The sequence below is a fragment of the Halomicrococcus pelagicus genome (assembly GCF_050954125.1).
Map to the genome: position 1 here is coordinate 1 of NZ_JBPBWC010000027.1, position 20,803 is coordinate 20,803.

12 protein-coding genes and 3 pseudogenes are annotated in these 20,803 nt (G+C 54.3%); 8 read left to right on the plus strand and 7 right to left on the minus strand.

Translation table 11 applies throughout. The annotated features are described in order from the left end of the window. Positions 1 to 73 precede the first annotated feature (73 nt). Positions 74 to 1,504 carry an FAD-binding oxidoreductase gene (locus ACRYA2_RS25105; protein ID WP_433634272.1) on the minus strand — a complete coding sequence of 477 codons (1,431 nt, stop codon included), beginning with the start codon at positions 1,502 to 1,504 and terminating at the stop codon, positions 74 to 76. 418 nt (positions 1,505 to 1,922) lie between these two features. Between ACRYA2_RS25105 and ACRYA2_RS25110 the strand changes: the two genes are divergently transcribed. Beyond that, positions 1,923 to 2,138: a hypothetical protein gene (locus ACRYA2_RS25110; protein ID WP_433634274.1), complete on the plus strand. Its 216-nt coding sequence runs from the start codon at positions 1,923 to 1,925 to the stop codon at positions 2,136 to 2,138. 207 nt (positions 2,139 to 2,345) lie between these two features. On the opposite strand, the pseudogene ACRYA2_RS25115 reads toward ACRYA2_RS25110, so the two are convergent. Together ACRYA2_RS25115 and ACRYA2_RS25120 are read right to left on the minus strand one after the other, a co-directional pair. Continuing rightward, a pseudogene (locus ACRYA2_RS25115) lies at positions 2,346 to 2,965 on the minus strand (IS6 family transposase). Positions 2,966 to 3,291: 326 nt separating this feature from the next. Next, positions 3,292 to 3,660: a VOC family protein gene (locus ACRYA2_RS25120; protein WP_433634276.1), complete on the minus strand. Its 369-nt coding sequence runs from the start codon at positions 3,658 to 3,660 to the stop codon at positions 3,292 to 3,294. Between the two features lie 954 nt (positions 3,661 to 4,614). Between ACRYA2_RS25120 and ACRYA2_RS25125 the strand changes: the two genes are divergently transcribed. Both ACRYA2_RS25125 and ACRYA2_RS25130 read left to right on the plus strand, forming a co-directional pair. Continuing rightward, complete coding sequence (locus ACRYA2_RS25125; RefSeq protein WP_433634341.1) at positions 4,615 to 6,363, plus strand: L-lactate permease; 1,749 nt, start codon at positions 4,615 to 4,617, stop codon at positions 6,361 to 6,363. A 232-nt stretch (positions 6,364 to 6,595) separates the two neighbouring features. Beyond that, positions 6,596 to 9,586, plus strand: coding sequence for an FAD-binding and (Fe-S)-binding domain-containing protein (locus tag ACRYA2_RS25130; protein ID WP_433634278.1), 2,991 nt, complete (start codon positions 6,596 to 6,598; stop codon positions 9,584 to 9,586). 312 nt (positions 9,587 to 9,898) lie between these two features. On the opposite strand, the gene aceB is transcribed toward ACRYA2_RS25130, so the two are convergent. Both aceB and ACRYA2_RS25140 read right to left on the minus strand, forming a co-directional pair. Continuing rightward, positions 9,899 to 11,200 carry a malate synthase AceB gene (aceB, locus tag ACRYA2_RS25135; protein ID WP_433634280.1) on the minus strand — a complete coding sequence of 434 codons (1,302 nt, stop codon included), beginning with the start codon at positions 11,198 to 11,200 and terminating at the stop codon, positions 9,899 to 9,901. 137 nt (positions 11,201 to 11,337) lie between these two features. Beyond that, a pseudogene (locus ACRYA2_RS25140) lies at positions 11,338 to 12,183 on the minus strand (phosphate acyltransferase); the annotation flags it as partial. A 505-nt stretch (positions 12,184 to 12,688) separates the two neighbouring features. On the opposite strand from ACRYA2_RS25140, the gene ACRYA2_RS25145 reads away from it, so the two are divergent. The 5 genes from ACRYA2_RS25145 (at position 12,689) to ACRYA2_RS25165 (ending at position 18,618) form a co-directional block, all read left to right on the plus strand. After that, positions 12,689 to 13,453, plus strand: a complete 765-nt coding sequence (locus ACRYA2_RS25145; protein WP_433634282.1) for an IclR family transcriptional regulator — start codon at positions 12,689 to 12,691, stop codon at positions 13,451 to 13,453. A gap of 296 nt (positions 13,454 to 13,749) precedes the next feature. Continuing rightward, positions 13,750 to 14,547, plus strand: a complete 798-nt coding sequence (locus ACRYA2_RS25150; protein WP_433634284.1) for an IclR family transcriptional regulator — start codon at positions 13,750 to 13,752, stop codon at positions 14,545 to 14,547. Positions 14,548 to 14,984: 437 nt separating this feature from the next. Beyond that, entirely contained in the window at positions 14,985 to 16,259 is a 1,275-nt protein-coding gene (locus tag ACRYA2_RS25155) for a four-carbon acid sugar kinase family protein (protein ID WP_433634286.1), read from the plus strand. After that, positions 16,252 to 17,253, plus strand: a complete 1,002-nt coding sequence (pdxA, locus tag ACRYA2_RS25160; RefSeq protein WP_433634288.1) for a 4-hydroxythreonine-4-phosphate dehydrogenase PdxA — start codon at positions 16,252 to 16,254, stop codon at positions 17,251 to 17,253. Before ACRYA2_RS25155 ends, pdxA begins: the two co-directional genes overlap by 8 nt. Positions 17,254 to 17,613: 360 nt before the next feature. Beyond that, positions 17,614 to 18,618 (plus strand): 2-keto-3-deoxygluconate permease, encoded by a 1,005-nt coding sequence (locus tag ACRYA2_RS25165; protein WP_433634290.1) that lies wholly within the window; start codon positions 17,614 to 17,616, stop codon positions 18,616 to 18,618. A 91-nt stretch (positions 18,619 to 18,709) separates the two neighbouring features. Here the strand turns inward: ACRYA2_RS25165 and ACRYA2_RS25170 are convergent, their stop codons facing one another. Next, positions 18,710 to 20,041: a glycerate kinase type-2 family protein gene (locus ACRYA2_RS25170; protein WP_433634343.1), complete on the minus strand. Its 1,332-nt coding sequence runs from the start codon at positions 20,039 to 20,041 to the stop codon at positions 18,710 to 18,712. Between the two features lie 59 nt (positions 20,042 to 20,100). After that, positions 20,101 to 20,613: pseudogene (locus ACRYA2_RS25175) on the minus strand (RNA-guided endonuclease InsQ/TnpB family protein); the annotation flags it as partial. Between the last annotated feature and the right edge of the window lie 190 nt (positions 20,614 to 20,803).

Below are 20,803 nucleotides of genomic sequence, written 5' to 3' on the forward strand. Positions count from 1 at the left end.
GGCTGCCTTCGGGGACGCACGAACGGCGTGCTCTCCCACGAAGGAATCCTCGCGCTTCAGTGCGGGGAGGATGTCAATCCAGCTGTGGCTGTATGTTCCGATTTACGCGGAACACGTTCTCTGGATCGTACTTCTCCTTGATCTCGGTGAGACGGTCGTAGTTGTCGCCGTAGGTCGTTTCAATACGCTCGTGCTCCTCGTCGGCGGTTTGGAAGTTGATGTAGTTGCCGCCAGTCGAGTAGGACCGGAGCTGTTCCCATACATCGCGGACCCACTCACGATACTGGTCTCCCTTGGAGTCGTCGGGCTCCCACATGGCCAATGGGAATAACGCGAACCGGGCGTCGCGATTATTGACAGCCCCATCATCTAAGTCGTGTTCATTGAGGGCCCCGGCGATGTGCATGATAACCATCTCGCCCGGGGCAGGGCTCTCTGTGAATCGGTCCCGCATCGTCGATAGCAGGTCGTCGCTCAACTTGGGGGCGAATTCGGACTTCATGTAGTAGTGCTTGCCCTTGGGGAGGATCGCGTCGAAAAGCGACTGCATCCCTGTATAGGGCCGCTCCTGAAGGAGATCCACAATGGGATACTCCAGCGCTTGAATCGGGGTGAGCGCCTCGTCGGCGCCGTCCAAGTCACCGCTATAACAGACGATCATGGCGCAGATGCGTTCACCGTGCCACTCTTCAGGGACGAACGGTGCTGGCGGCGCTCGCCGCATGTTCAGGAAGACAGTCAGTTCGCGGGACGCGTCAGCAGTGAGCGCTTGGTAGGTCTCAAGAATCTCGTCAGCACGCTCGAACGGCCAGGCGATGAGCCCGCCGAAGACGGTCGGGCCGACCTCGTGCAGTTGGAAGGTAAATGACGTGACAACGCCGAAGTTGTGGCCGGCGCCGCGGATCGCCCAGAAGAGGTCCTCGTTTTCCTCGCGGCTGGCGCGGCGGACCTGCCCGTCGGCGGTGACAATTTCGACTTCGCGTAAGTTGTCGACTGTCCAGCCGAATCGACGAGTCAGGTAGCCGAAGCCACCGCCGAGTGTCAGGCCGGCCAGGCCGGTCTCAGAGACGAAGCCTCCCGGTGTCGCTAGGCCGTGAACCTGGGTTTCCCGGTCGAGATCACCGAGGAGACAGCCGGCTTGAGCCGTCACAATCTGCTCGCCAGAATCGACGATGACTCCACGGAGGCGAGACATATCGATGGTCAGGCCATCGTCGGCTAGGGCTGTCCCAGCGATGTTGTGGCCGCCGCCCTTCACCGAAAACAGGAGGTCGTTATCGCGGGCGAAATTCACCGTAGCCACGACATCGGCTGTCCCCGTTGGCTGGACGACAAGCGCGGGCGTTTTCTCGACCATGCCGTTCCAGATGCGCGTTGCCTCCGCGAATCCCTCGTCCTCGGGAGAGAAGAGCGGACCGCGCAGGTGCTGCCGAAACTCTTCAAGGGTTTCTTCGATCAGTTTGGTCGTAGTCCCGTCTCGGGTGGCGATGGTGGCTTGAGTCATGGTACTAAGGGCATACTTGAGGTCCCATTGGCTGAGGTGACTGTTTCTATTTCCCTGCCTCTACTGGTGGGGTTGCATCTGTTATTGGATGGTTTATCCCTATCTTCTAGGCGTCGCAGCCACATAGCGTCATTGCCAGAAATACACCCGCTGTCCGTATAGGAGCGCGACTGACCAAGAGTCGGTGAACGATAAGCGCCCTCTATGCAGCATGACTGTTGAAACATATCGCTGCGTGGGAGTTTCAACAGGGCCAAGAATGTTTATGATGTGAGAGCCAGGCGCGAATGAGCTCGTTCTATTCGGCTTCCTTGTCAAGCTTTGCGCGCAACTCCTCGTTTTTTCTCTTCAACTTCATCGATGCACTCCTGAAGCTGGGAAGAAGATCGCAGAAGAGAACGACGCGATGATTGCGCGGATGGACTATCGGACGGTCACCACCCACTACGGGTGTACGTCCACGAACGACGGCTATCGCGTCATGGAGGAACTGGCCGACCGCGTCCCCGGTGTGAATTACAAGGAGAGTCGGACGGTGTCGGCGGACGACGCACTAGGAGTTGGCGGTCGGCATATCGAAATCTCGGTCGCTGATCCCGATCTCGCCGGCTGGATGCGAACATACGACGCCTAAAGACGATGCGGTAGCCACTGCGAGCAGTTTGTGATCAGTAGAACGGATCCGACACCAATTTGGCAATCTACTTTGGAAACCCTCAACAGTGATAGGTTTCAGCGAACATGATGGACACACGATGCTTATCACTTGTCTGGTGGAATTCTCTCATCCATGAGATCCTTTCTGTGATCAGAGTTATATTTGGGCACCTATTAGGGAGTTCTACCAGACGGCGAAGGCCTGTGGCCACGTTTCTGTAGTCGCTGGATCAACGTGGCTGAAACTATTGCTGAACGATGAGGTACGGTGTTTTATTTCTCTAAAGATACGTTCTACGGCATTCCGATTTCCATGTTAAACGGGCTGAAGTCTGAACCCGGCTCGTTGCAGTGCCGCCGCTAGATGGTGGACGTGATCGACAAGAAACACGGCGTCGGAGACGTCGTGTTTCTCTCGAAGTTCCCGTAGAAACCGCTGTGTTAACGCTGTCGTGGTCGTCGTAAAGAGCCTCAAGTGCAAGAATTAGTCGACTCAGGATCGACGGCGGTGTACAGCCAAAACTGCTGACCATTGATTCAGATCACTATCTCGTCCACCGCAACGTGATCCGGACTTGCATCGCTAGCTGGCTGTAGATTAGCCTTCTGTACCCAATCATGAACTACCTTCCGCGAGCGTACGACACCAAATCCCACACCTCCGTATATAGTATTTGAAATTGATATCAGTGCCAGATGTAGTCGAATCCCCAATTCCATCAGCTCACTCGGTGTCCGCTCACGCTTCACAAGCGCTAACTCAATCCAGTCGCTACATTCGGTGAGGCGGTCGAATTCGAGCATAAGACACTACGAATTTCACCGCCTCATCCTTATCTGAATAGTACCCTCGACCACCAACAGCATTTTTAGCTAATCGCACTGCTTTCTTCATGAAGCGGTAGATCTTCGACATGAACCATCGGCGGTTTCCCACTTCAACTCCCTAGTTCTAACGGTTAAAGTCGACGCTATCCAGCAATTCACCAGAGTCGGACACTCTGAATCACACCTGTGGAGACTGCGCTCGCTGCGCATACACCCGTATCTCTAAGGCAGGTCGTGGAAACAGGAAGCCCCACCCTCACTGAGCGAACCACTTCAGCCATGAGCAAGTAGGATAGGGTAGTTTACAATGGCTCAATGAGCTCGACATGGTGGCCATCCGGGTCCTTCACAAATGCTGTCCGAGCGCCGGCAGCGGGCTGATCACCGGGTTCTTTTACCACGCCGTGGTGATCAATTTCCTCAAAGACGGCGTCAACATCGTCGACGTCCACTGCAACGTGGTCGTAGTGGTTTCCCTGATTGCTTGGTGTCTGTCCATCTGTGTCTGACAGCTGGAATTCAACACCGTTCTCGTCGGTGACATAGATGTTGTGTGTATCGCCGTCTTCGGTGGTGAACTCCCACGAACGTTCGAAGTCAAGCTGTTCAACGTACCAATCGGCCGTACGGTCTGCATCACCGACGTTCAAACAAGTATGGAGTATCGCCATAGATCATCTAACCATACCCCTATATTAAACCTAACTGAATATGCAATCTTTTCGCCAATATTGTCTTAGAGAATGCATTACTACTGTCGAAATCGGTGCGTGATAATCTATCGTCAAATTATGGATGGAATCACGCTTCAGGTGCTGATAGAGTGGCAAACTCTCCATCATAACAAAATCAGTTTCAAGGATAGTATCTCTATAAACTACTGTACGTATTTTATACCATATCAATTGGTTACGGGTACATATGGTTTGCCGGATGATTCCATAAATAGTATAACCATACCACATACGGCATTTAAGAAGGAAGAAAACAATACCTTATACACGAGAATTTTCTGCAAAGAGAAGATGAAATTTTGGCCCCATTACAGTACTATATGCGTAATAGACGATCCAATATCGTCGAGGAACGATGTATCTGAGAGGGTTTGTTGAGCGTCACATGAGGAGGAGAAGGAAATTGTTGCTTCCTTACTGGGCGATTCAACCCCTAAGAAAATAGTTTTACTATGTATATAACTGATTGAACTGAGGGCAGTAAAGCGAATAGAGGCAATACGATTGTGGTATCGTCTCTTCGAATAGCTGCTTTGTCGTAAATCGCCCTGTCTCTCTCATTTTCACGCGGGTTTCTTAGTAGTCGTTAAAAAATTACTCTGTTCTAGTCTTCGCTGTAGTAACTCGCGTATTTTGCTCTTCATGAAATCAAGCTGGCGGATCTTTACGCTCCTTGCGGTAGGAAGTACTATTAGTGCGCCAAGTAGTGTAAGTCATTCCTTAATATAGCTCAGAATACATTATATTATCTAACATTAATTATTTAAACTGTAGAGTTCTCATGTGGATTGTGGCGCAAAAGATGCTAACTCATAACAAAGAGCGCAGTGTATATAGAGACGCTGTAATCCAACGAAATTGGACGAGGAACAGGAGGTCAATGAAGTAATCATGGCCAGTGCAATCGCAGCCCTAATCGCGCTACTGCCGATATTGACCATCACGTACCTGATGGTCGGTCGATTCTGGCCAGCAACCCGTGCCATGCCAGTCGCCTGGTTAGTCGCGATTGCAGCCGGGTACATAGGATGGAACATGAACCTACAGTGGATCGCTGCTGCGACAATCAACGGCTTCATTACAGCAATCAGCATCCTCTGGATCGTTTTCGGTGCGATTCTACTCTTATACACACTCCGGGAAGCCGGAGCATTCGACGTGATCAGTCAAGGATTCGCCTCAGTGAGCGAGGACCGTCGCGTGCAGGTAGTCCTGCTCGTGTTCCTTATGGGTTCGTTCATCGAAGGTGCAGCCGGATTCGGAACACCTGCAGCAATCGTCGGTCCCCTCTTAGTTGGACTCGGCTTCCCGCCAATGGCGGCCGTCGTTGTTGCCCTCACAGGCAACCTGATGGCCATCACTTTCGGAGCCGTCGGAACACCGCTCATCATCGGGATGATAGACATCTTCCAATCGGTCAGCAGGATTCAGACCGAAGTCGTGGCAAACGGCCCGCACGCAAGTATCGCAACATGGGTTAGTGACATCGCCGTCTGGGCCGCAACATACCACGTCATTGTCGGCATATTCCTGCCGTTCATCGGGGTAGCGATGATGACGCGCTTCTTCGGTGAGGAACGCTCCATCAAACCCGCACTCGAAGTGCTACCACTCACGCTGTTCGCGTGGGCGTCCTTCGCTATCCCCTATTGGTTAACTGCCTACTTCCTCGGTCCTGAATTCCCGGCTCTTATCGGCGCAATGGTAGGACTGTTCCTCACGGTTGGCGTACTGAAAACCGGGTTTTTCCATCCCGACGAGGAATGGGACTTCAACAAAAAATCAGATTGGCCGGATCATTGGATCGGAGATATCCAGCCTGGTGAATCAGTCGGATCAAAAGGAGAATTAGCGGCCGATGGAGGAAAAGTCTCCACGCCAAGCAGGAGGGAAACCACGGGCAGTGGAATGTCACTCTGGGTTGCCTGGCTTCCGTACGGGATACTGGCCGCGTTGCTCGTGCTAACACGAGTTTGGGACCCATTAGTGGCGTTCCTCCAGAACACTCTCGTCTTAAGTTGGACGGATATCCTCGGGACTGATCTCTCGAATTCAATCGAAGTCCTCTATCTTCCGGGCGCAGCCTTCGTTGCTGTGCACCTGCTCACAATACCACTCCACGGCATGGATACAACGGAAGTTAAGGATGCCTGGTACGAGACTGTCGAAAAGGTAACACCCGCTGTCATTGCACTGCTCTTTGCTGTCGCGACAGTGCAGATCATGCTCCAATCCGGTGCGAGTACCGGACAGGACAGTATGCTCATCGTATTGTCAGAAATAGTGGCCAACACCGCTGGAGGTGTCTACCCTTTCTTCGCACCGTTCGTCGGAGCACTCGGTGCCTTCCTCGCCGGATCCAATACGGTAAGCGACATCCTCTTTGGGACCTTCCAGTACGGTGTCGCTACCGATATTGGTGCCTCCCGGACTCTTGTGTTGGGCGCACAAGCGGTTGGTGGTGCAATCGGTAACCTCATCGCCATTCACAACGTGGTTGCTGCACTCGCGGTTGTCGGTCTCGTCGGTGAGGAGGGTCGGGTAATCCGGTATGAGCTGATACCGCTATTATATTATGGCACTGCAACAGGGTTACTGACCCTGCTCTTCGTCTACGTCCTCTTCCCTGCAATCTACTAACGAAACAAACTTCTTTTAATTTGGCTCCTGCTAACGAAAGCACCGTCGAATTCTCTTCTACATAGATTCGTCCATACAAACCTTCTTTGGTGGGTTTTCGGGAGATTCATAACTCCGCTGAAGATAACTCGCCTTACAGAGGGAGTATCAATTCATGGTGGAAAACAATGAAATCGATGTGTGTACACCCACCACAACTATTAATAAAAGCAAACCGCAACGAGATATTGTAATGGCCACTGAGAAGCCACGACCTGGTCTTAGCGATTTCGAAACTTTTCGAGAAGCGCAAAATCTTGAACACGAAGATGTAGAGGAATATGCGTCACTCGCGGCGGATCTCCGCAAAGAACTCGAGGGGGAAGTCCGGTTCGACGAATACTCACAGGTTCTCTACGCGACCGACGGCAGTATCTTTCGAGCACGTCCTGCCGGGGTGGTTATTCCGCATCACCTGAACGACGTGCAGAAAGCGGTTCAGATCGCGTTTGACCACGACGTGCCGATTCTGGCTCGTGGGACCGGGTCGTCACTCGGGGGACAGGCCGTCGGGCCTGGATGTGTAATCCTAGATATGAGTAAGTATATGAATGATATAATTGACATAGATCCTGAAGGTCAAGAGGCAACGATCCAACCCGGAGTCGTTCAGGATGATCTCGACGAGCATCTCGACCAGTATGGTCTGAAGTTCGCTCCCGACCCTGCCTCTTCGAACCGGGCAACGGTCGGTGGCGGAATCGGAAACAATTCAACAGGCGCGCATTCGGTCCGATACGAAATCACCGACGAGTACACTGAGGAATTAAAAGTCGTACTCTCGGATGGGTCCGTGATCCAGACGCGAGAAATCGTGCTCGACAGCGATGAATGGGATGATATCGTAAGTGATGATACGCTGGAGGCGGATATCTACCGGACCGTCAGATCGATAGTCGAGGACAACGAAGCCGAGATTGAGAAGCGCTATCCCGATCTGAAGCGGAACGTAAGCGGTTACAACCTCCATAAGGTCATCTACGAGAACAAAGAGGGCCAAGAGGTTATCAACCTTTCAAAACTCCTGGTCGGCTCGGAGAGTACGCTTGGCGTGGTCGTTGAGGCAACGGTGAGTCTGGTTCCAAAGCCGGACGAGACGGCGCTTGCTCTCTACTGCTTTGACGATCTCATCGATACGATGGAGGCAGTTCCTGAAGCGCTGGAGTTCGACGTCAGCGCTGTCGAACTCATGGACGACGAAGTGTTTAGGTTGGCGCGTGAATCCGCAGAGTTCTCCCAGTATGCCGAACCGATTCCGGAACGGGCCGCGGCTGCCCTGATGATCGAGTTCGATTCCGAGTTAGTCGACGACTTCGAAGTAGCTATTTCGGAAACGAACGACCACTTTGTCGAGACGGGACATGCGTTCGACGTGATCGAAGCCTATACGGAGGAAGAGCAGCAGAAACTCTGGAAGCTTCGAAAGGCAGCCATCCCCCTCTTGATGAGTCTTGACGGGGATCCGAAGCCCTATCCATTTATCGAGGATGCGACCGTGCCACCTGAAGAACTTTCGGAGTACGTGCAGTCGTTCGAGAACATTTTGGTCGACCATGATACGTCGGCCGCCTACTTCGCCCATGCTGGTAGCGGGACGCTCCATATTCGGCCGATTCTGAACTTGAAAGAGAACGAAGGAATCCAGCGGATGAGGTCCATCACTGACGAAGTGACGGATCTGGTCGTGGAACATCACGGGTCCTTCTCGGGGGAGCACGGCGACGGCCTCGCGCGGACGGAATTCAATCCCAAGATGTATGGCCCCCAGCTCTGGGATGCGTTCAAGGAAGTGAAGGAAACGTTCGACCCAGGATGGAATATGAATCCTGGGAAGGTTGTCTATCGAGACGAAAATCCGACCGACATGCGTGACGACCTCCGGTATGGCGCCGAATACAGCTCGATTCAACCCCAAACGAAACTTGACTTCGACGATGAAGGCAGTTTCTCCGAGTTGGTTGAACTGTGTAACGGCTGCGGGAACTGTCGACAGACGGATGGTGACGTGATGTGTCCGACCTATCGCGTCTCAAAAGACGAGATGGAGTCGACTCGTGGCCGGGCCAATATGTTGCGTGAAGCCATCAGCGGGGAACTGCCCGAAGGGGAGATGTTCACTGAACGGTTTCAGGAGGAGGTTCTCGACCTCTGTATCGGGTGTAAAGGATGTATGAACGACTGTCCCACTGGGGTGGACCTGGCGAAACTCAAAACAGAAGTCAAACACCAGTATCACCAGCAAGAAGAGCCGAGCATTCGTGAGAAGATATTCGCGAATATCGAGCCGTTGTCGGCGCTTGGAAGTCGCTTCGCCCCCGTCTCGAATTGGCTTCCGAAGCTTCCCGGTGCTCGAACTGCACTCGAAAGATTCGTCGGGATATCGAAAGAGCGGAAACTGCCCCCGTTCCAGTCAGAGAGTTTCGAGGAGTGGTTCGAGTCCAGAGGACCCAAGGTCTCGCTCTCCGAAGCCGATGATAAGGTACTACTCTTCCCCGATACATACACGAATTACAACTATTCGGACGCGGGCAAAGCTGCCGTTGCAGTTCTTGAGGCGGCCGACGTTCACGTTGAACTGCCCGATAATGTCGCCCCAAGTGGCCGGCCAGCGTTCTCAAAAGGGTTCTTGGACCTCGCCGAGGATCGGGCGCAACAGAACGTAGAAGCGCTCGTCCCCTACATCAACGATGGGTGGTCGGTGCTCTTCGTGGAACCATCTGATGCAGTGATGTTACAGGACGAGTATCTCGATCTGATAGACGACCCAGCCGTCGAAGACGTTGCAGCCAACTCCTACAGCGTCCTAGAATACATCGACGCAAAGTGGCTGGACGACGACATCTCTTTCGATGCGTCTGATCAGACGCTTACGTATCACGGGCACTGCAATCAGAAGGCGATGAACAAGGACCATCACGCGGTTGGCGTGTTACGGCGAGCCGGCTACCGCGTTGACCCTCTTGACAGTGCTTGCTGTGGGATGGCCGGATCGTTTGGTTACGAGGCCGAACACTACGACCTCTCGAAAGCCATGGGTCGCCGCCTGTTCGAGAAGGTCGACGCGAGCGATGGCGACGAAGTAGTCGCCCCGGGCGCGTCCTGCCGCAGCCAATTAGGTGACCGACCAAACGAGGACCGTCCACCCCATCCCATCGAAAAGGTCGCAGACGCGCTCAGCACCTGACTTCTTCCTAACCCCCTCCGTCTAAATCGGTGCACAGGACAGCCCCGGATGCTGAACGAGTGTACGTGGACCAGGGACCCCCTCGCGTCGAATTTCTCCGAAACGAGCGATCCAAGTCCGGAGCGTGCGAGCTTGCGGTCACTGGCAAAAGAAACTATGAACTTCGTCTCTCCGTTCTCTACAGGCGGAGCAGGCCGCGTGCCTCGGGGTCGTTCGAGAGAGCTTCGCTCTCTCGTGATGACGAGACGCCGTCGGCGTCTCGAACCACGTGATCCCGAGGCGGTTCACTGTAGCGCCGTGCGTACGATGACGCTACCCGACCTGCATGGCGCGGTCCACGACGTCCTCACCATACATGTCTTCGAGTTCGTCTTGCTGGTCCGGACGGGCCTCGTAGACCTCCTGGAACAGAGAGACCGGGGTTTGAGCCGCCTGATACGTGGCTTCATCCCACATCCGATCGCGCGTCACCTGGACTTCAGTTCCGTCGAGAATCAGCGTCGCCGTTCGCGTCATCGAAATCGCACCCTTCCCGCCGGCCTTGGCTTCCTCGAACTCCTCCATCGAGTCCACGTAGTCGTCCATACTCATGACGTACTGCGTCTGGTCCAGTAGCTCTTGGTGGAGTTCGTCCTCGTCTAACTCGCGTTCATCCTGGCCGATCCGGAGTCTGTACGTTCCATCACCGAGCTCTTCGAGTTCGACGTCGTCACCGGTGTACTCGTGGTATCCCTCGTCGACTCGGTCGAGTTCGACCGTTTCACCGTCGATTTCCAGCAGGTACGATCCTTCCTCGGCGGGAAGCGGGGCCTTGTTCGCTTCGACCACCTGTCCGGGAGTCAACGACCAGATACCGAGCATTCCTTTCGCCCGGTTGTCGGTCATCCGCTGGCGGTATCCTTTCACGTCCCGAATGTCGTCGTACGGTCCGTCGACCGCGATCAGTCCGCTTGCACTCGCAGCACGGGACGTGTTGTGTCGCAGTTCCGCCCATGGGGGTTGCGCCCCGGTAGGCGTCATGGCGCGCATATCCTTCGTGTAGTCCACTTCGCCGTCGACGAGGAGGAACAGCCGTTCGAGGTTGTTAGAGTGTTTTCCTATCTCGTCGTTGAGACGCGACATCGCTATCTCGGCTTCGCCGCTCTCCACGATTGGCGACATGGACAGACTGCCTTCCTCGAGGCCGTGTTCCGCTTCGACCATGGTGATGAACTCGTCGGCCTTCTTCCAGTCGTCGAGAGACCCGACCTCCGGAATCACGAATCCGTCGATATGCTCGATCACATCTTCGTCGGAACCTGCCAACTGCATCATGTGTTCGAACCCCTGGCGTCTGGTTTCAGGATCGTCCCGGTGCCAGACCATCCGCGGGTGGATTTCGCCGGGGAAATCCTGGCCGTGTTCGGAGATGACATCTATGATGTTCTCGATACCCTCGTCTCGCATGCTGGGTGCAGTCGCGTCTTCATTGTCCGGCACCCAGACGTCCGGAGCCTGCATACCCCGGAGTTCGCCTGCTTTTCGCAGCATCTTCGCTGTATCGTCCTCCTCAACCGCAGTCGGGGAGGTGAAAAATGTCCGTACGTACTCTCGGCTGGTGTTTCGCTGCACCATGTAAGTTTGATACTCAGAGCACAATAAAAATACTTAGATTGAGGCAAAAATACCACTACGCCTCGATCGACAAAACAAAGGGCAGTGCGAAACCGAATTCCCCATCGTACCGCGATGTTTCCTCGATCATCCGGCTATCACTCTTCCGGCGCGTCAAGGACCACTACGTTGGCGAGATTCACGATATCTTTGACTTCGTCACCACGTTAGAGGACGTGAACGAGTTTGTTCAACCCGCAAGCATGGGGCCAACGGCCTTGGCGTCACCGAGTCGTTGGAGGAGCTTGTAAGCGATGTTACCAGCCTCCAGGTTCGGGAACACGAGCACGTTCGCGGATTCATCCAGTTCGGAGTGTTCGTAGGTCCCCTGAAGCAACTCTTCGACGACAGCGGTGTCTGCTTGCATTTCGCCATCGACCGGGAAGTTGACGTTCTGGTTGTTCCGCAGTCGAGCAGCCGCTTCTCGCGGTGGAGCCATGCCGTTGTTGTCGACAGAACCGAAATCGGAGTACGAAAGCATGGCTACTCGAGGATCGACGTTAAAGCTCCGGCTAGCTCGGCAGTATGGCGCGCGATTTCAGTGAGCGTCTGCTGGTCGGAATCCTGATTGACGGTGGTGTCTGCAAGGAAGAGCACGCGATTCTTGAAGGTGAGCATATAGACGCCCGCAACGTGTTTGGCGTCCGGGGCGGTGCCGATGACTTGGAGCGGCGGCTGGAGTGCAGAGGGGTAGTGGTGCTTGAAGCCCGTCAGCATCGCATCGGCGTCGCCCTAACCAACCATCACGCACCCCTAAGTAATGTATATCGCGTTCGATGGTCTCCTCGGCTTCGTTGTACGTGATGCCTTTGTTTGCGGAGATGATACAGTTGCTGGGCGTACGCTTCGTGGTCGTCCTTGATGGGATTGACAATGTCGGGGTCAAAGCCGAGGCTCGGCCGGTGTACGGTGTTCTGTATGTCATTGTGGTCACCTAGTTGTACTAGGCAGTGTCGGAACGAGATTACGGCTTCTCTGGACGCCTGCTTCAGGCATGCTATACATAATAATCGAAAGACCACTGAACGCATTCTTAGCGTCAGAGCGCTCAATAAGGTTAGCCGCCGCTCATCTGAGAGGTATCGAGTCGGCGGCTATAGGAACTCTAACAGGCGATTCGGTAGTGGGACGTGTATGGGAGTGTTCCGCTTCGACTGCTCTATAACGAAGGAATTTTCGTAGTAGTATTTCCGCCCTTATTTTATTAAATACTTGTAGTCTTTATATCTATAGTATTCATATATTGTGCCTCAATACGGTATTACCGAAGTAAGTTGAATTTATTGAAGATATGGGAGACGTACGTATGAGAATTCAGTCGTGAAGAGAAGAAACTGGCTAGATACGAGGTAGAAAGGAGATAAATACGTTAGCGGGATTGAGTTGAGAAAATACACAGTTCACTAATTATGGAATATCCTTATCAACCTGTGGTTATATGGCTCGCGTATGAAGCAGGACGGAAATCAGATGGTCGGGGCGACGAAGTCGTCGATCGAAGTTCTTGATGCCATTCGAGAAAGCGGAGGAGAGGCAGAAACCAGCGAACTCGTCGATCGACTCTCGATGGCACAAAGTACGGTATACAAACATCTCAGGACGCTCGAAGACGAGGGCTTCGTCGTCAAGCACGATGGCTACTATCGAATCGGCTCACGGTGTTTAGAATTCGGGGGTTTCGTGCGTCGCTACGATGATATCTTTCAAACGGCGAAAGGAGATGTCCAGGATATGGCCGAAGAAACCGGAGAACTCGCGAACTTGATGTTCGAAGAACAAGGAATGGGAGTTTACGTGTTTACGGTGGGCGGGGAAAACGCTGTCAACATTGATACCGGTATCGGAAAGCGGGTTCACCTCAATTGTACAGCGCTCGGGAAAGCCCTGCTATCGACCATGACGGAGAATCGTATCGACGAGATCATTGACCAACACGGACTCCCACAGCGCACGGACAACACGATTACTACACGGGATGCGTTGATGGACGAAATTAATCGGATAAGAAACGAGGGCGTCGCATACGAGCGGAGCCAGAGAGTGGAGGGCATCTGCTGCGTAGCCGCCCCTATCACGACGGAGAAGAAACGCTGCGCAGCAATCAGTATCAGTGGCCCCGAGCGCCGAATGTCGGAAGATCGGTTACGAAATGAGCTCACAGAAATCGTCCAACGTGCTGCTAACGTCATAGAGCTTAATATCATGTACGATTAAAATCTGAACGTAGCCACACAGCGGAACAAGATTTTCATTGTATTCTGGAATCTTCATAGAGAAGAGGCACCTAGTATGAAGAGATCAATCTAAATTTGCCTCTGGATTCGTCGCTTCTACTTTTGGTATGAAGTCTATGGAGGCGTGAACTACCCCTTCCTACTCGCTCGCGCTGACGCGCTTGCTCCTTGAGGAAGGGGTCTTGCCCGCCTGCATTTTAGATAGTCGTCCACTCGCTTTCAAAGCGTTTAGAGATAGTAAACGACTTAGTGATGGAGAGAATAGTTGTGATATCGATGGAAAAAGCAGCAAACCCGGTTGGAGCCGTAGAAACCGCCATAGGGGTCCTCGAAGCACTCAAAGAGTTACATACTGCGTCGATTACCGAACTTGCCGATCATCTTGATCTGACGAAAGGGGCAGTCCACAACCATATTAGCACGCTTGAACAACACCGGTTCGTAGTGAAGGAGAATAATGAGTATAAGCTTAGCCTCAGATTCCTGATTTTCGGCGAGTACGTTCGGAACAACAATTTGCTTCACCATATCGGAGAATCAGAGGTGCGGAAGTTAGCGGATGAGACAGGGGAGATTGTTCACCTCTCAACCGAAGAGCATGGATTAAGCATGAAACTCCGCAAGATCCACGGTGAGCAAGCTATCGGAGAACAGTTCCATGTTGCCAAACTCCAGCGCCCTGACTACCTCCATTATACGGCGACAGGAAAGGCGACTCTTGCGTTTCTTCCACGAACGCGCGTTGAACGAATAATTGACGAGTACGGACTTGAGAAGATGACTGAGAATACAATCACTGACCGGTCTGTACTGTTCGACGAACTTGAGAAGACTCGAAAACGCGGGTTCTCGCTTAACGATCAGGAGGAGGTTGAAGGAGTAAGAGCGGTTGGTGCGCCGGTCCGTGATCACACTGGTCGCGTTCTTGGATCGGTAAGCGTTTCCGGACCAGTCAGTCGCTTGCAAGGAGAGCGCTTTCGTGAGGTGCTGCCGGAGAAGGTGAAGAATACGACAAACGTTATTGAGGCGAATATCAATATGACTGAAAGTATCTCACTCTCAGGCGTAGAGTGAATATATTGTTTTCTATTACTAAACGTAGGGGGCGTATCTCGTCTGCAGACGATATCAACGATGCTCGAAGAGTTATCGGAACCACGTGTAATGACTGGATATTGGCGTTCTACTATCAACTATTGGTATATTCAGATCCGTTCCAAGTTCTCTGAACTCGCATTTTCTATTACAGTTTTAGAGTTGTAATGCTGTTCTTTTATTCAATCCCGTATCTATGTTATTTAGTGTTACTAAATAAAAGGGGTTCCGAGGTGACTTGCGGTTTTGGCAGAGTCTCGTGGAATTCGAGTTATTTCGTCCGTACAAGGGATGAGACGGTGAGAGAGCGAATGAGTTGGCGGTCGCAGGAATTAGGGATTCGTAGGGGAGTCACGACGATCGTTGCAGAAGCGCTCACCACTGTTTTTATTTATCACTGCATATAGGCTACTGGCATGTACTCAGTCGAAATCATTGCTGACGATCTGACTGGTGCAATGGATACAGCACAGGGATTTGCTGCCCGCGGCTACAGGACAAATGTCTTAGTGGATCCTACCGCCGGAACGACCACGGCTGGGCTAGACAAAGATACTGCAGTGCTGAGCATCAACACAGATAGCCGATACGAAGAAAAATTCCAAGCCGTCGACAGCGTCGCTGAGACTGTTACTAGTTTCTCTGCACAAACCATTTATAAGAAGGTCGACTCGACTCTCCGTGGTAACTTCGTTGCTGAGGTTGACGCGGCCCTCACGAGGTCAGAAGCGGACGTCGCGCTGGTTGCTCCGGCATTCCCTCCGATGGGCCGAACGACGGAGGATGATATCCATTACGTGAACGGGACGCCTGTCACGGAGACGGAGTACGGTGACGATGGGAAAGGGCCAACGTCGTCGGCGCTGACTGAACTGTTCGCCTCCCTCGAGCGCCCAGTTGAGAGCGTGTCGCTTCAGACCGTCGACGCAGGGAAGGACCGTGTCGCGTCCGTTATTAACAACGTAATTGGGCGCCACGAGCGGGCGCCAGTTCTCGCCTGCGACGCCCGGAACGACGACCATTTAGCGGCCGTCGGTGAAGCAGGAGCCGCATTCGATACGCTCTACGTCGGCAGCGGCGGATTAGCCAAACACATTCCGATTTCCCAAACTGATGATGGCAAACCGTCCTTGCCTGACCTTTCATCGGGGGCTGCGTTAGGTGTCGTCGGCAGTGTGAGTGCAACGACACTCATGCAACTTGACCATGTTTCCGACGAAGCAATCGTAGAACTCGACGGCGACCCGCTACTGCGAGGAGATGATATCGACGGCGCCATGGAGCAGGCCGTGCGGCGCCTCCAAAACGATCAACCGGTTGTTTTGACTGCGGCGACTGACGATGGGGCCGTAGACCGGACGATCGCAGCTGGTCGGGACTTGGAGCTTGCGCTCGCCGACGTTCGCGAACGTGTGGCCAGGGGATTAGCCGAGACGGCAACAGAGATTCTTCAAATTGAAACCCCATCTGGGCTCCTTCTGACTGGTGGAGATATTGCAGTCGCTGTTATTCGGGCTCTTGGCGCGACGGCAGTCACGTTGACTGGCGAAGAGGTCGAAGCTGGAATCCCTATCGGCGTGTTTGCCGACGGCTCTACGGCCGGGATGCCACTGATCACGAAAGCCGGCGGCTTTGGATCGGAAGAGACAATAGTTAATTGCCTGGATACGTTGACCTCAACCGATGCATAGTAATAATCCACTCGTTGGTATCACGATGGGTGATCCTGCCGGGATTGGGCCGGAGGTGATCACGAAGGCATATCCAGACTTATGCGATAGAAGTCGACCGATCGTAATCGGCGACGCAGATGTGCTCTCTAACGCGATTGATATCTGCGATGTATCACTCGCTATTGAGCCTGTCAATACTGTATCCAATGCACAGTTCGACACCGATTGTATCCCGGTGCTAGACCTGGATAACGTCGATCGGCTTGTCCACGGCGAAGTTCGCGAGGAGTACGGGGCTGCAAGCCTGGCGTACATTGAACGTGCAATCGAACTTGCCAAGGCGGGCACAATTGACGCCATTACGACGGCGCCGATCAACAAACAGGCGACGAAACTCGCCGGCAGTGACTACGCCGGACATACTGGAATGCTTGCTGACTACACTGATACGGAGAATTACTCGATGATGCTCGTTGAAGACGAGCTCAGGGTAACTCACGTAAGCACGCACGTTCCGTTGCGAGAGGCCTGCGATCTGGTGACGACGGAGAACGTACTCGACACAATCCGTCTGACAGATGAAGCATTGCGCGACCTCGGCATCGAATCACCGTCCGTCGGCGTCGCGGGACTCAACCCCCATGCCAGCGATGGAGGGTTACTGGGCAGCGAGGAAGAAGCCGAGATCGACCCGGCGGTCGAGCAGGCCCAAGAGGAAGGAATCGACGCGACGGGGCCCGAATCGCCGGACACGGTGTACGTCCAGGCGGCGCGTGGTGAGTTCGATTGCGTTGTTTCGATGTACCACGACGAGGGACATATCCCCATCAAGATGCTCGGATTCGCCGGCGGTGCCGCCGTTTCCGGAGTGAACGTGACAATTGGGCTGCCGATTATACGGACAAGTGTCGATCATGGAACCGCCTTCGATATCGCCGGCGACGGGATTGCCTCCGAACAAAGTTTGATCGACGCTGTCGAAGTCGCCTTTGAGATGGCAACCCACGACTGACTGTCGTTTTGAAGCCATGGCCGGAATGCGCTTGATGCGGACTGATTACATCTCAACTTCGATACGTTCCCACTTCGGCGGTCCCGTCTATCGAAACGGCGAATAGGAGCCTGCAAACAACCGCTTTTGTATCCTTGTCTTCTATCAGGTGGTGTCTATATATAGTAATAACCCAAAATAATTGCTAACAATGGTTATCATAACGTTTTTTGCTCCCTATTATGTAACAATCGGTGGAATGTTTGGCAACACAGGACGAGGTCTAGCGGGACAGAGTAACGCAGTCGCGGCGAGAGAACAGACTCCGATCGCAACTAAGAGCCACACCAGCAACACTGACACCGGTAATCAAGTATAAATATGAAGATCAAAGAGAGACTTGAGGCGATCCCTGGAGGAATGATGGTTGTGCCACTGATCCTAGGCGCGCTCACGAACACGTTCTTCCCACAGGCCCTGGAGATTGGCGGGTTTACGACGGCACTCCTGAAAGACGGGGCGTTACCACTGATTGCCGCATTCTTGGTGTGTATGGGTGCCGGTATCACTCTCAACGAAGCTCCGCAATCCCTGAAGCAGGGTACGGCCATCACCGCGACAAAGTTTTTCGTCGGGATGGGTATTGGACTGATTGTAGCTAACTACCTCGGCAATAGCCTCTTTGGACTTTCGTCGCTCGCGATCATTGCGGCAATGACCAACACGAATGGCGGTCTTTACGCCGCCTTGGTCGGGGATATGGGTGACGAGACGGACGTCGGAGCTATCTCCATTATCTCCGTGAATGACGGTCCATTCCTGACGATGGTCGCCCTTGGCACAGCAGGAATCGCATCGATTCCGGTTCTGGATCTGGTAGCGGTCGTCATTCCAATCCTGATTGGCATGATCCTCGGAAATCTTGATCCGGAGATGAGAGAGTACCTCACAAGCGCCGGCCCAGTTCTGATTCCTTTCTTCGCCTTCCCATTAGGCGCCGGGATCGACTTCCGGATGTTGCTCACCGCCGGAGCAGCGGGTATCGTGCTCGGCGTCATAACCGTGCTCGTTGGCGGCGTGTTCAACATTTTAGCCGACAGGCTTTCTGGCGGAAGCGGCGTGGCAGGCGCGTCTGCGTCAAGTACAGCAGGGAACGCGGTCGCGACTCCGCAAGCCGTCGCCGTTGCCGACCCGGCTTTAAAAAGCGCCGCGGCTGTGGCGACGCCGCAAGTAGCTGCGTCCACGATCGTCACGGCTCTGCTGGCGCCGGTCCTAGCCAGCTTTGTCTACGATAGGGTAAACGACGAGGACGAGTCAGACTCGAGTTCAGGCGACAAGACTCCCAGAGTGGGAACTGATCCGACCGATGTCGCCGACGGCGATTAGCGGTGGACGCCATTCCCTAGGGGGTGCTGACTCCATTACCCCCACCTGAGGTGGCCTGTTTTCGGCTTGATGCTGTTCGTCGTCCGTTGCGTTACTCCTCGGACGGTATCACGACCACGCGTAAGTCGTTGACGTTCGTGTTCGTCGGTCCGGTCTCGACGAGACCCTCGCGCCTTTCGAGGAACCTCGCCGCGTCGTTGTTATCAAGAGCGTCGCGCGCTTCTGTCGTGAAAAGCGTAGTATCGGAATCAACGATTCCACCGGCGGCGTCTGATGCCCCGTCGATACCATCCGTATCGACGCTCGCGACGGTCACGCCTGGAACGTCCACTTCGAGCCCCGCACTGAGCGCAAACTCTTGGTTTGGTCCACCGGTTCCGTCTCCGTCGATGGATACCGTTGTCTCTCCGCCAGACAGGAGCACGGCCGGCGGTTCAACCGGTGATCCGGTCGCCGCGCATTCTTCCGCGATGGCGGCCATCGTCTTCGCTGCCTCGCTGGCTTCGCCGCGGATACGAGAACTTAAAACGAGTGGTACATAATCGCGGTCGCGTGCGACCGCTGCTGCGCTGTGGAGCGCTGTGTTCCCGTCAGCGACGACGTGAGGTTGGACGCGATCGAACACGCGGTCGCCCTCTCTCGGCGTCTCGGCTATCTCTCCGTCGACACCGCGGCGGAGTCGATCGCGGACAGCGTCGGGAAGATTAACATCGTAGCGGTCGATGACCTCTAGAGCAGTGTCGAACGTGGATCTGTCCGGCGTGATCGGGCCGCTCGCAATCACATCAAGGTCGTTGCCGATGACGTCGCTGAGAATGACCCCGGTGACCGCGGCTGGTGCGAGCGCCGCTGCGAGTTGCCCGCCCTTGATGTCGGAAAGGTGTTTCCGTACTGCATTGATCTCGTGGATGGTGGCGCCTGACGCTAATAGTGACTCTGTGGTCTGTTGGAGGTCCTGGAGCGAGATTCCCGCCGCGGGAGCGGGGAGAAGAGCGCTTCCGCCGCCGGTGATAACGGCGAGCACGAGGTCGTCTGCGGTCGTCTCGTCAGCCACGGTTAACAGTTCGCGAGTGCTTTGGACTCCGCGCTCACTCGGGACGGGATGATCGCTTGGGAGCACGGAGACTCGGTCTGTCTCGGTTGGGTTATCGGTGACGACGACGCCGCCGGAGATCCGGTCACCAAGAATGTTCTCGAGTACGCTGGCGACGGTGGCGGCCGCGTTTCCTCCGCCGACGACCAATACCCGTTCGTAGTTGCCGAGATCGTGCGTGTCGCCGGCGATTGAGAGCTCGTCACCGTCGATCGAAACCTGGTCCGGAACAACGGTCTCTGGATTTGCCGCCTCGATCCCCGCTTTGATGCAGTCAAGCGCCAGATTATACGGTTCGCTGCTCTTAATCTGCTGTCGATTCTTAATCACGGCTTGTGAAGCGAACTTTATCCACATACAAGGATTCTTTGGTGATGAACTACCCCACCCTACCGCTCGCCTGACGGCTCGCGCGTGAGGGTGGGGCTTCCTGCTTCGATGACGCGCTTTGCAGGGACTGAGGTGGTCCCCGTAGGGGGCGCAGTCTCCACAGGCGGTGATTCGGAGCGTCCCGCTCCTACTTGTTGTGCACCGCGAGAAAGAATGTTCCACGCCGCGTTCCGGTCTCGGTCGGCGGTGAACCCGCACGACGGATAGGAATGATCACGGACCCACAACGGCTTGTCCGTCGAGATGCCGCATGCCGCGCACTCCTTGGTCGTTCCTCTCGGGTTGACCGCCACGAAATGCGTCCCCTCGCGCTCGCACTTGTATTCGAGCAACGAAAGGAATGTTCGCCACGCGGCGGAGGCAGTGTTACGGCTGTTCGACGGACTTTCCATCATTCCCGAGACGTTCAAGTCTTCGACGGCCACAAGGTCATACTCTCGGGCGTAGTAGTTCGAGAGTTTGTGTAAGAAGTCACGGCGCTTGCGTCGGAGGTCGGCGTAACACTCCGCGACTCCGTTTCACTGTATGCACACATTGCACGCTATACACTATAACCGTGTCGATTGCGTGGGCCTGTGGGTCTGCAACAGAACAGTATACGAACAGCTGATGACGGCGCTGTATCCCCGCCCTACTGCGCTCCTTGAGGACGGGGGCTTAGCGCCTGCATTCAACTAAAATCCATACTCTTTTGGTAGCGAG

Bases quoted from the DNA above. Each gene is read 5' to 3' on its own strand.
- ACRYA2_RS25105 (WP_433634272.1), bottom strand. From the start codon at position 1,504: ATGACTCAAGCCACCATCGCCACCCGAGACGGGACTACGACCAAACTG.
- ACRYA2_RS25110 (WP_433634274.1), top strand. From the start codon at position 1,923: ATGGACTATCGGACGGTCACCACCCACTACGGGTGTACGTCCACGAAC.
- ACRYA2_RS25120 (WP_433634276.1), bottom strand. From the start codon at position 3,660: ATGGCGATACTCCATACTTGTTTGAACGTCGGTGATGCAGACCGTACG.
- ACRYA2_RS25125 (WP_433634341.1), top strand. From the start codon at position 4,615: ATGGCCAGTGCAATCGCAGCCCTAATCGCGCTACTGCCGATATTGACC.
- ACRYA2_RS25130 (WP_433634278.1), top strand. From the start codon at position 6,596: ATGGCCACTGAGAAGCCACGACCTGGTCTTAGCGATTTCGAAACTTTT.
- aceB (WP_433634280.1), bottom strand. From the start codon at position 11,200: ATGGTGCAGCGAAACACCAGCCGAGAGTACGTACGGACATTTTTCACC.
- ACRYA2_RS25145 (WP_433634282.1), top strand. From the start codon at position 12,689: ATGAAGCAGGACGGAAATCAGATGGTCGGGGCGACGAAGTCGTCGATC.
- ACRYA2_RS25150 (WP_433634284.1), top strand. From the start codon at position 13,750: ATGGAAAAAGCAGCAAACCCGGTTGGAGCCGTAGAAACCGCCATAGGG.
- ACRYA2_RS25155 (WP_433634286.1), top strand. From the start codon at position 14,985: ATGTACTCAGTCGAAATCATTGCTGACGATCTGACTGGTGCAATGGAT.
- pdxA (WP_433634288.1), top strand. From the start codon at position 16,252: ATGCATAGTAATAATCCACTCGTTGGTATCACGATGGGTGATCCTGCC.
- ACRYA2_RS25165 (WP_433634290.1), top strand. From the start codon at position 17,614: ATGAAGATCAAAGAGAGACTTGAGGCGATCCCTGGAGGAATGATGGTT.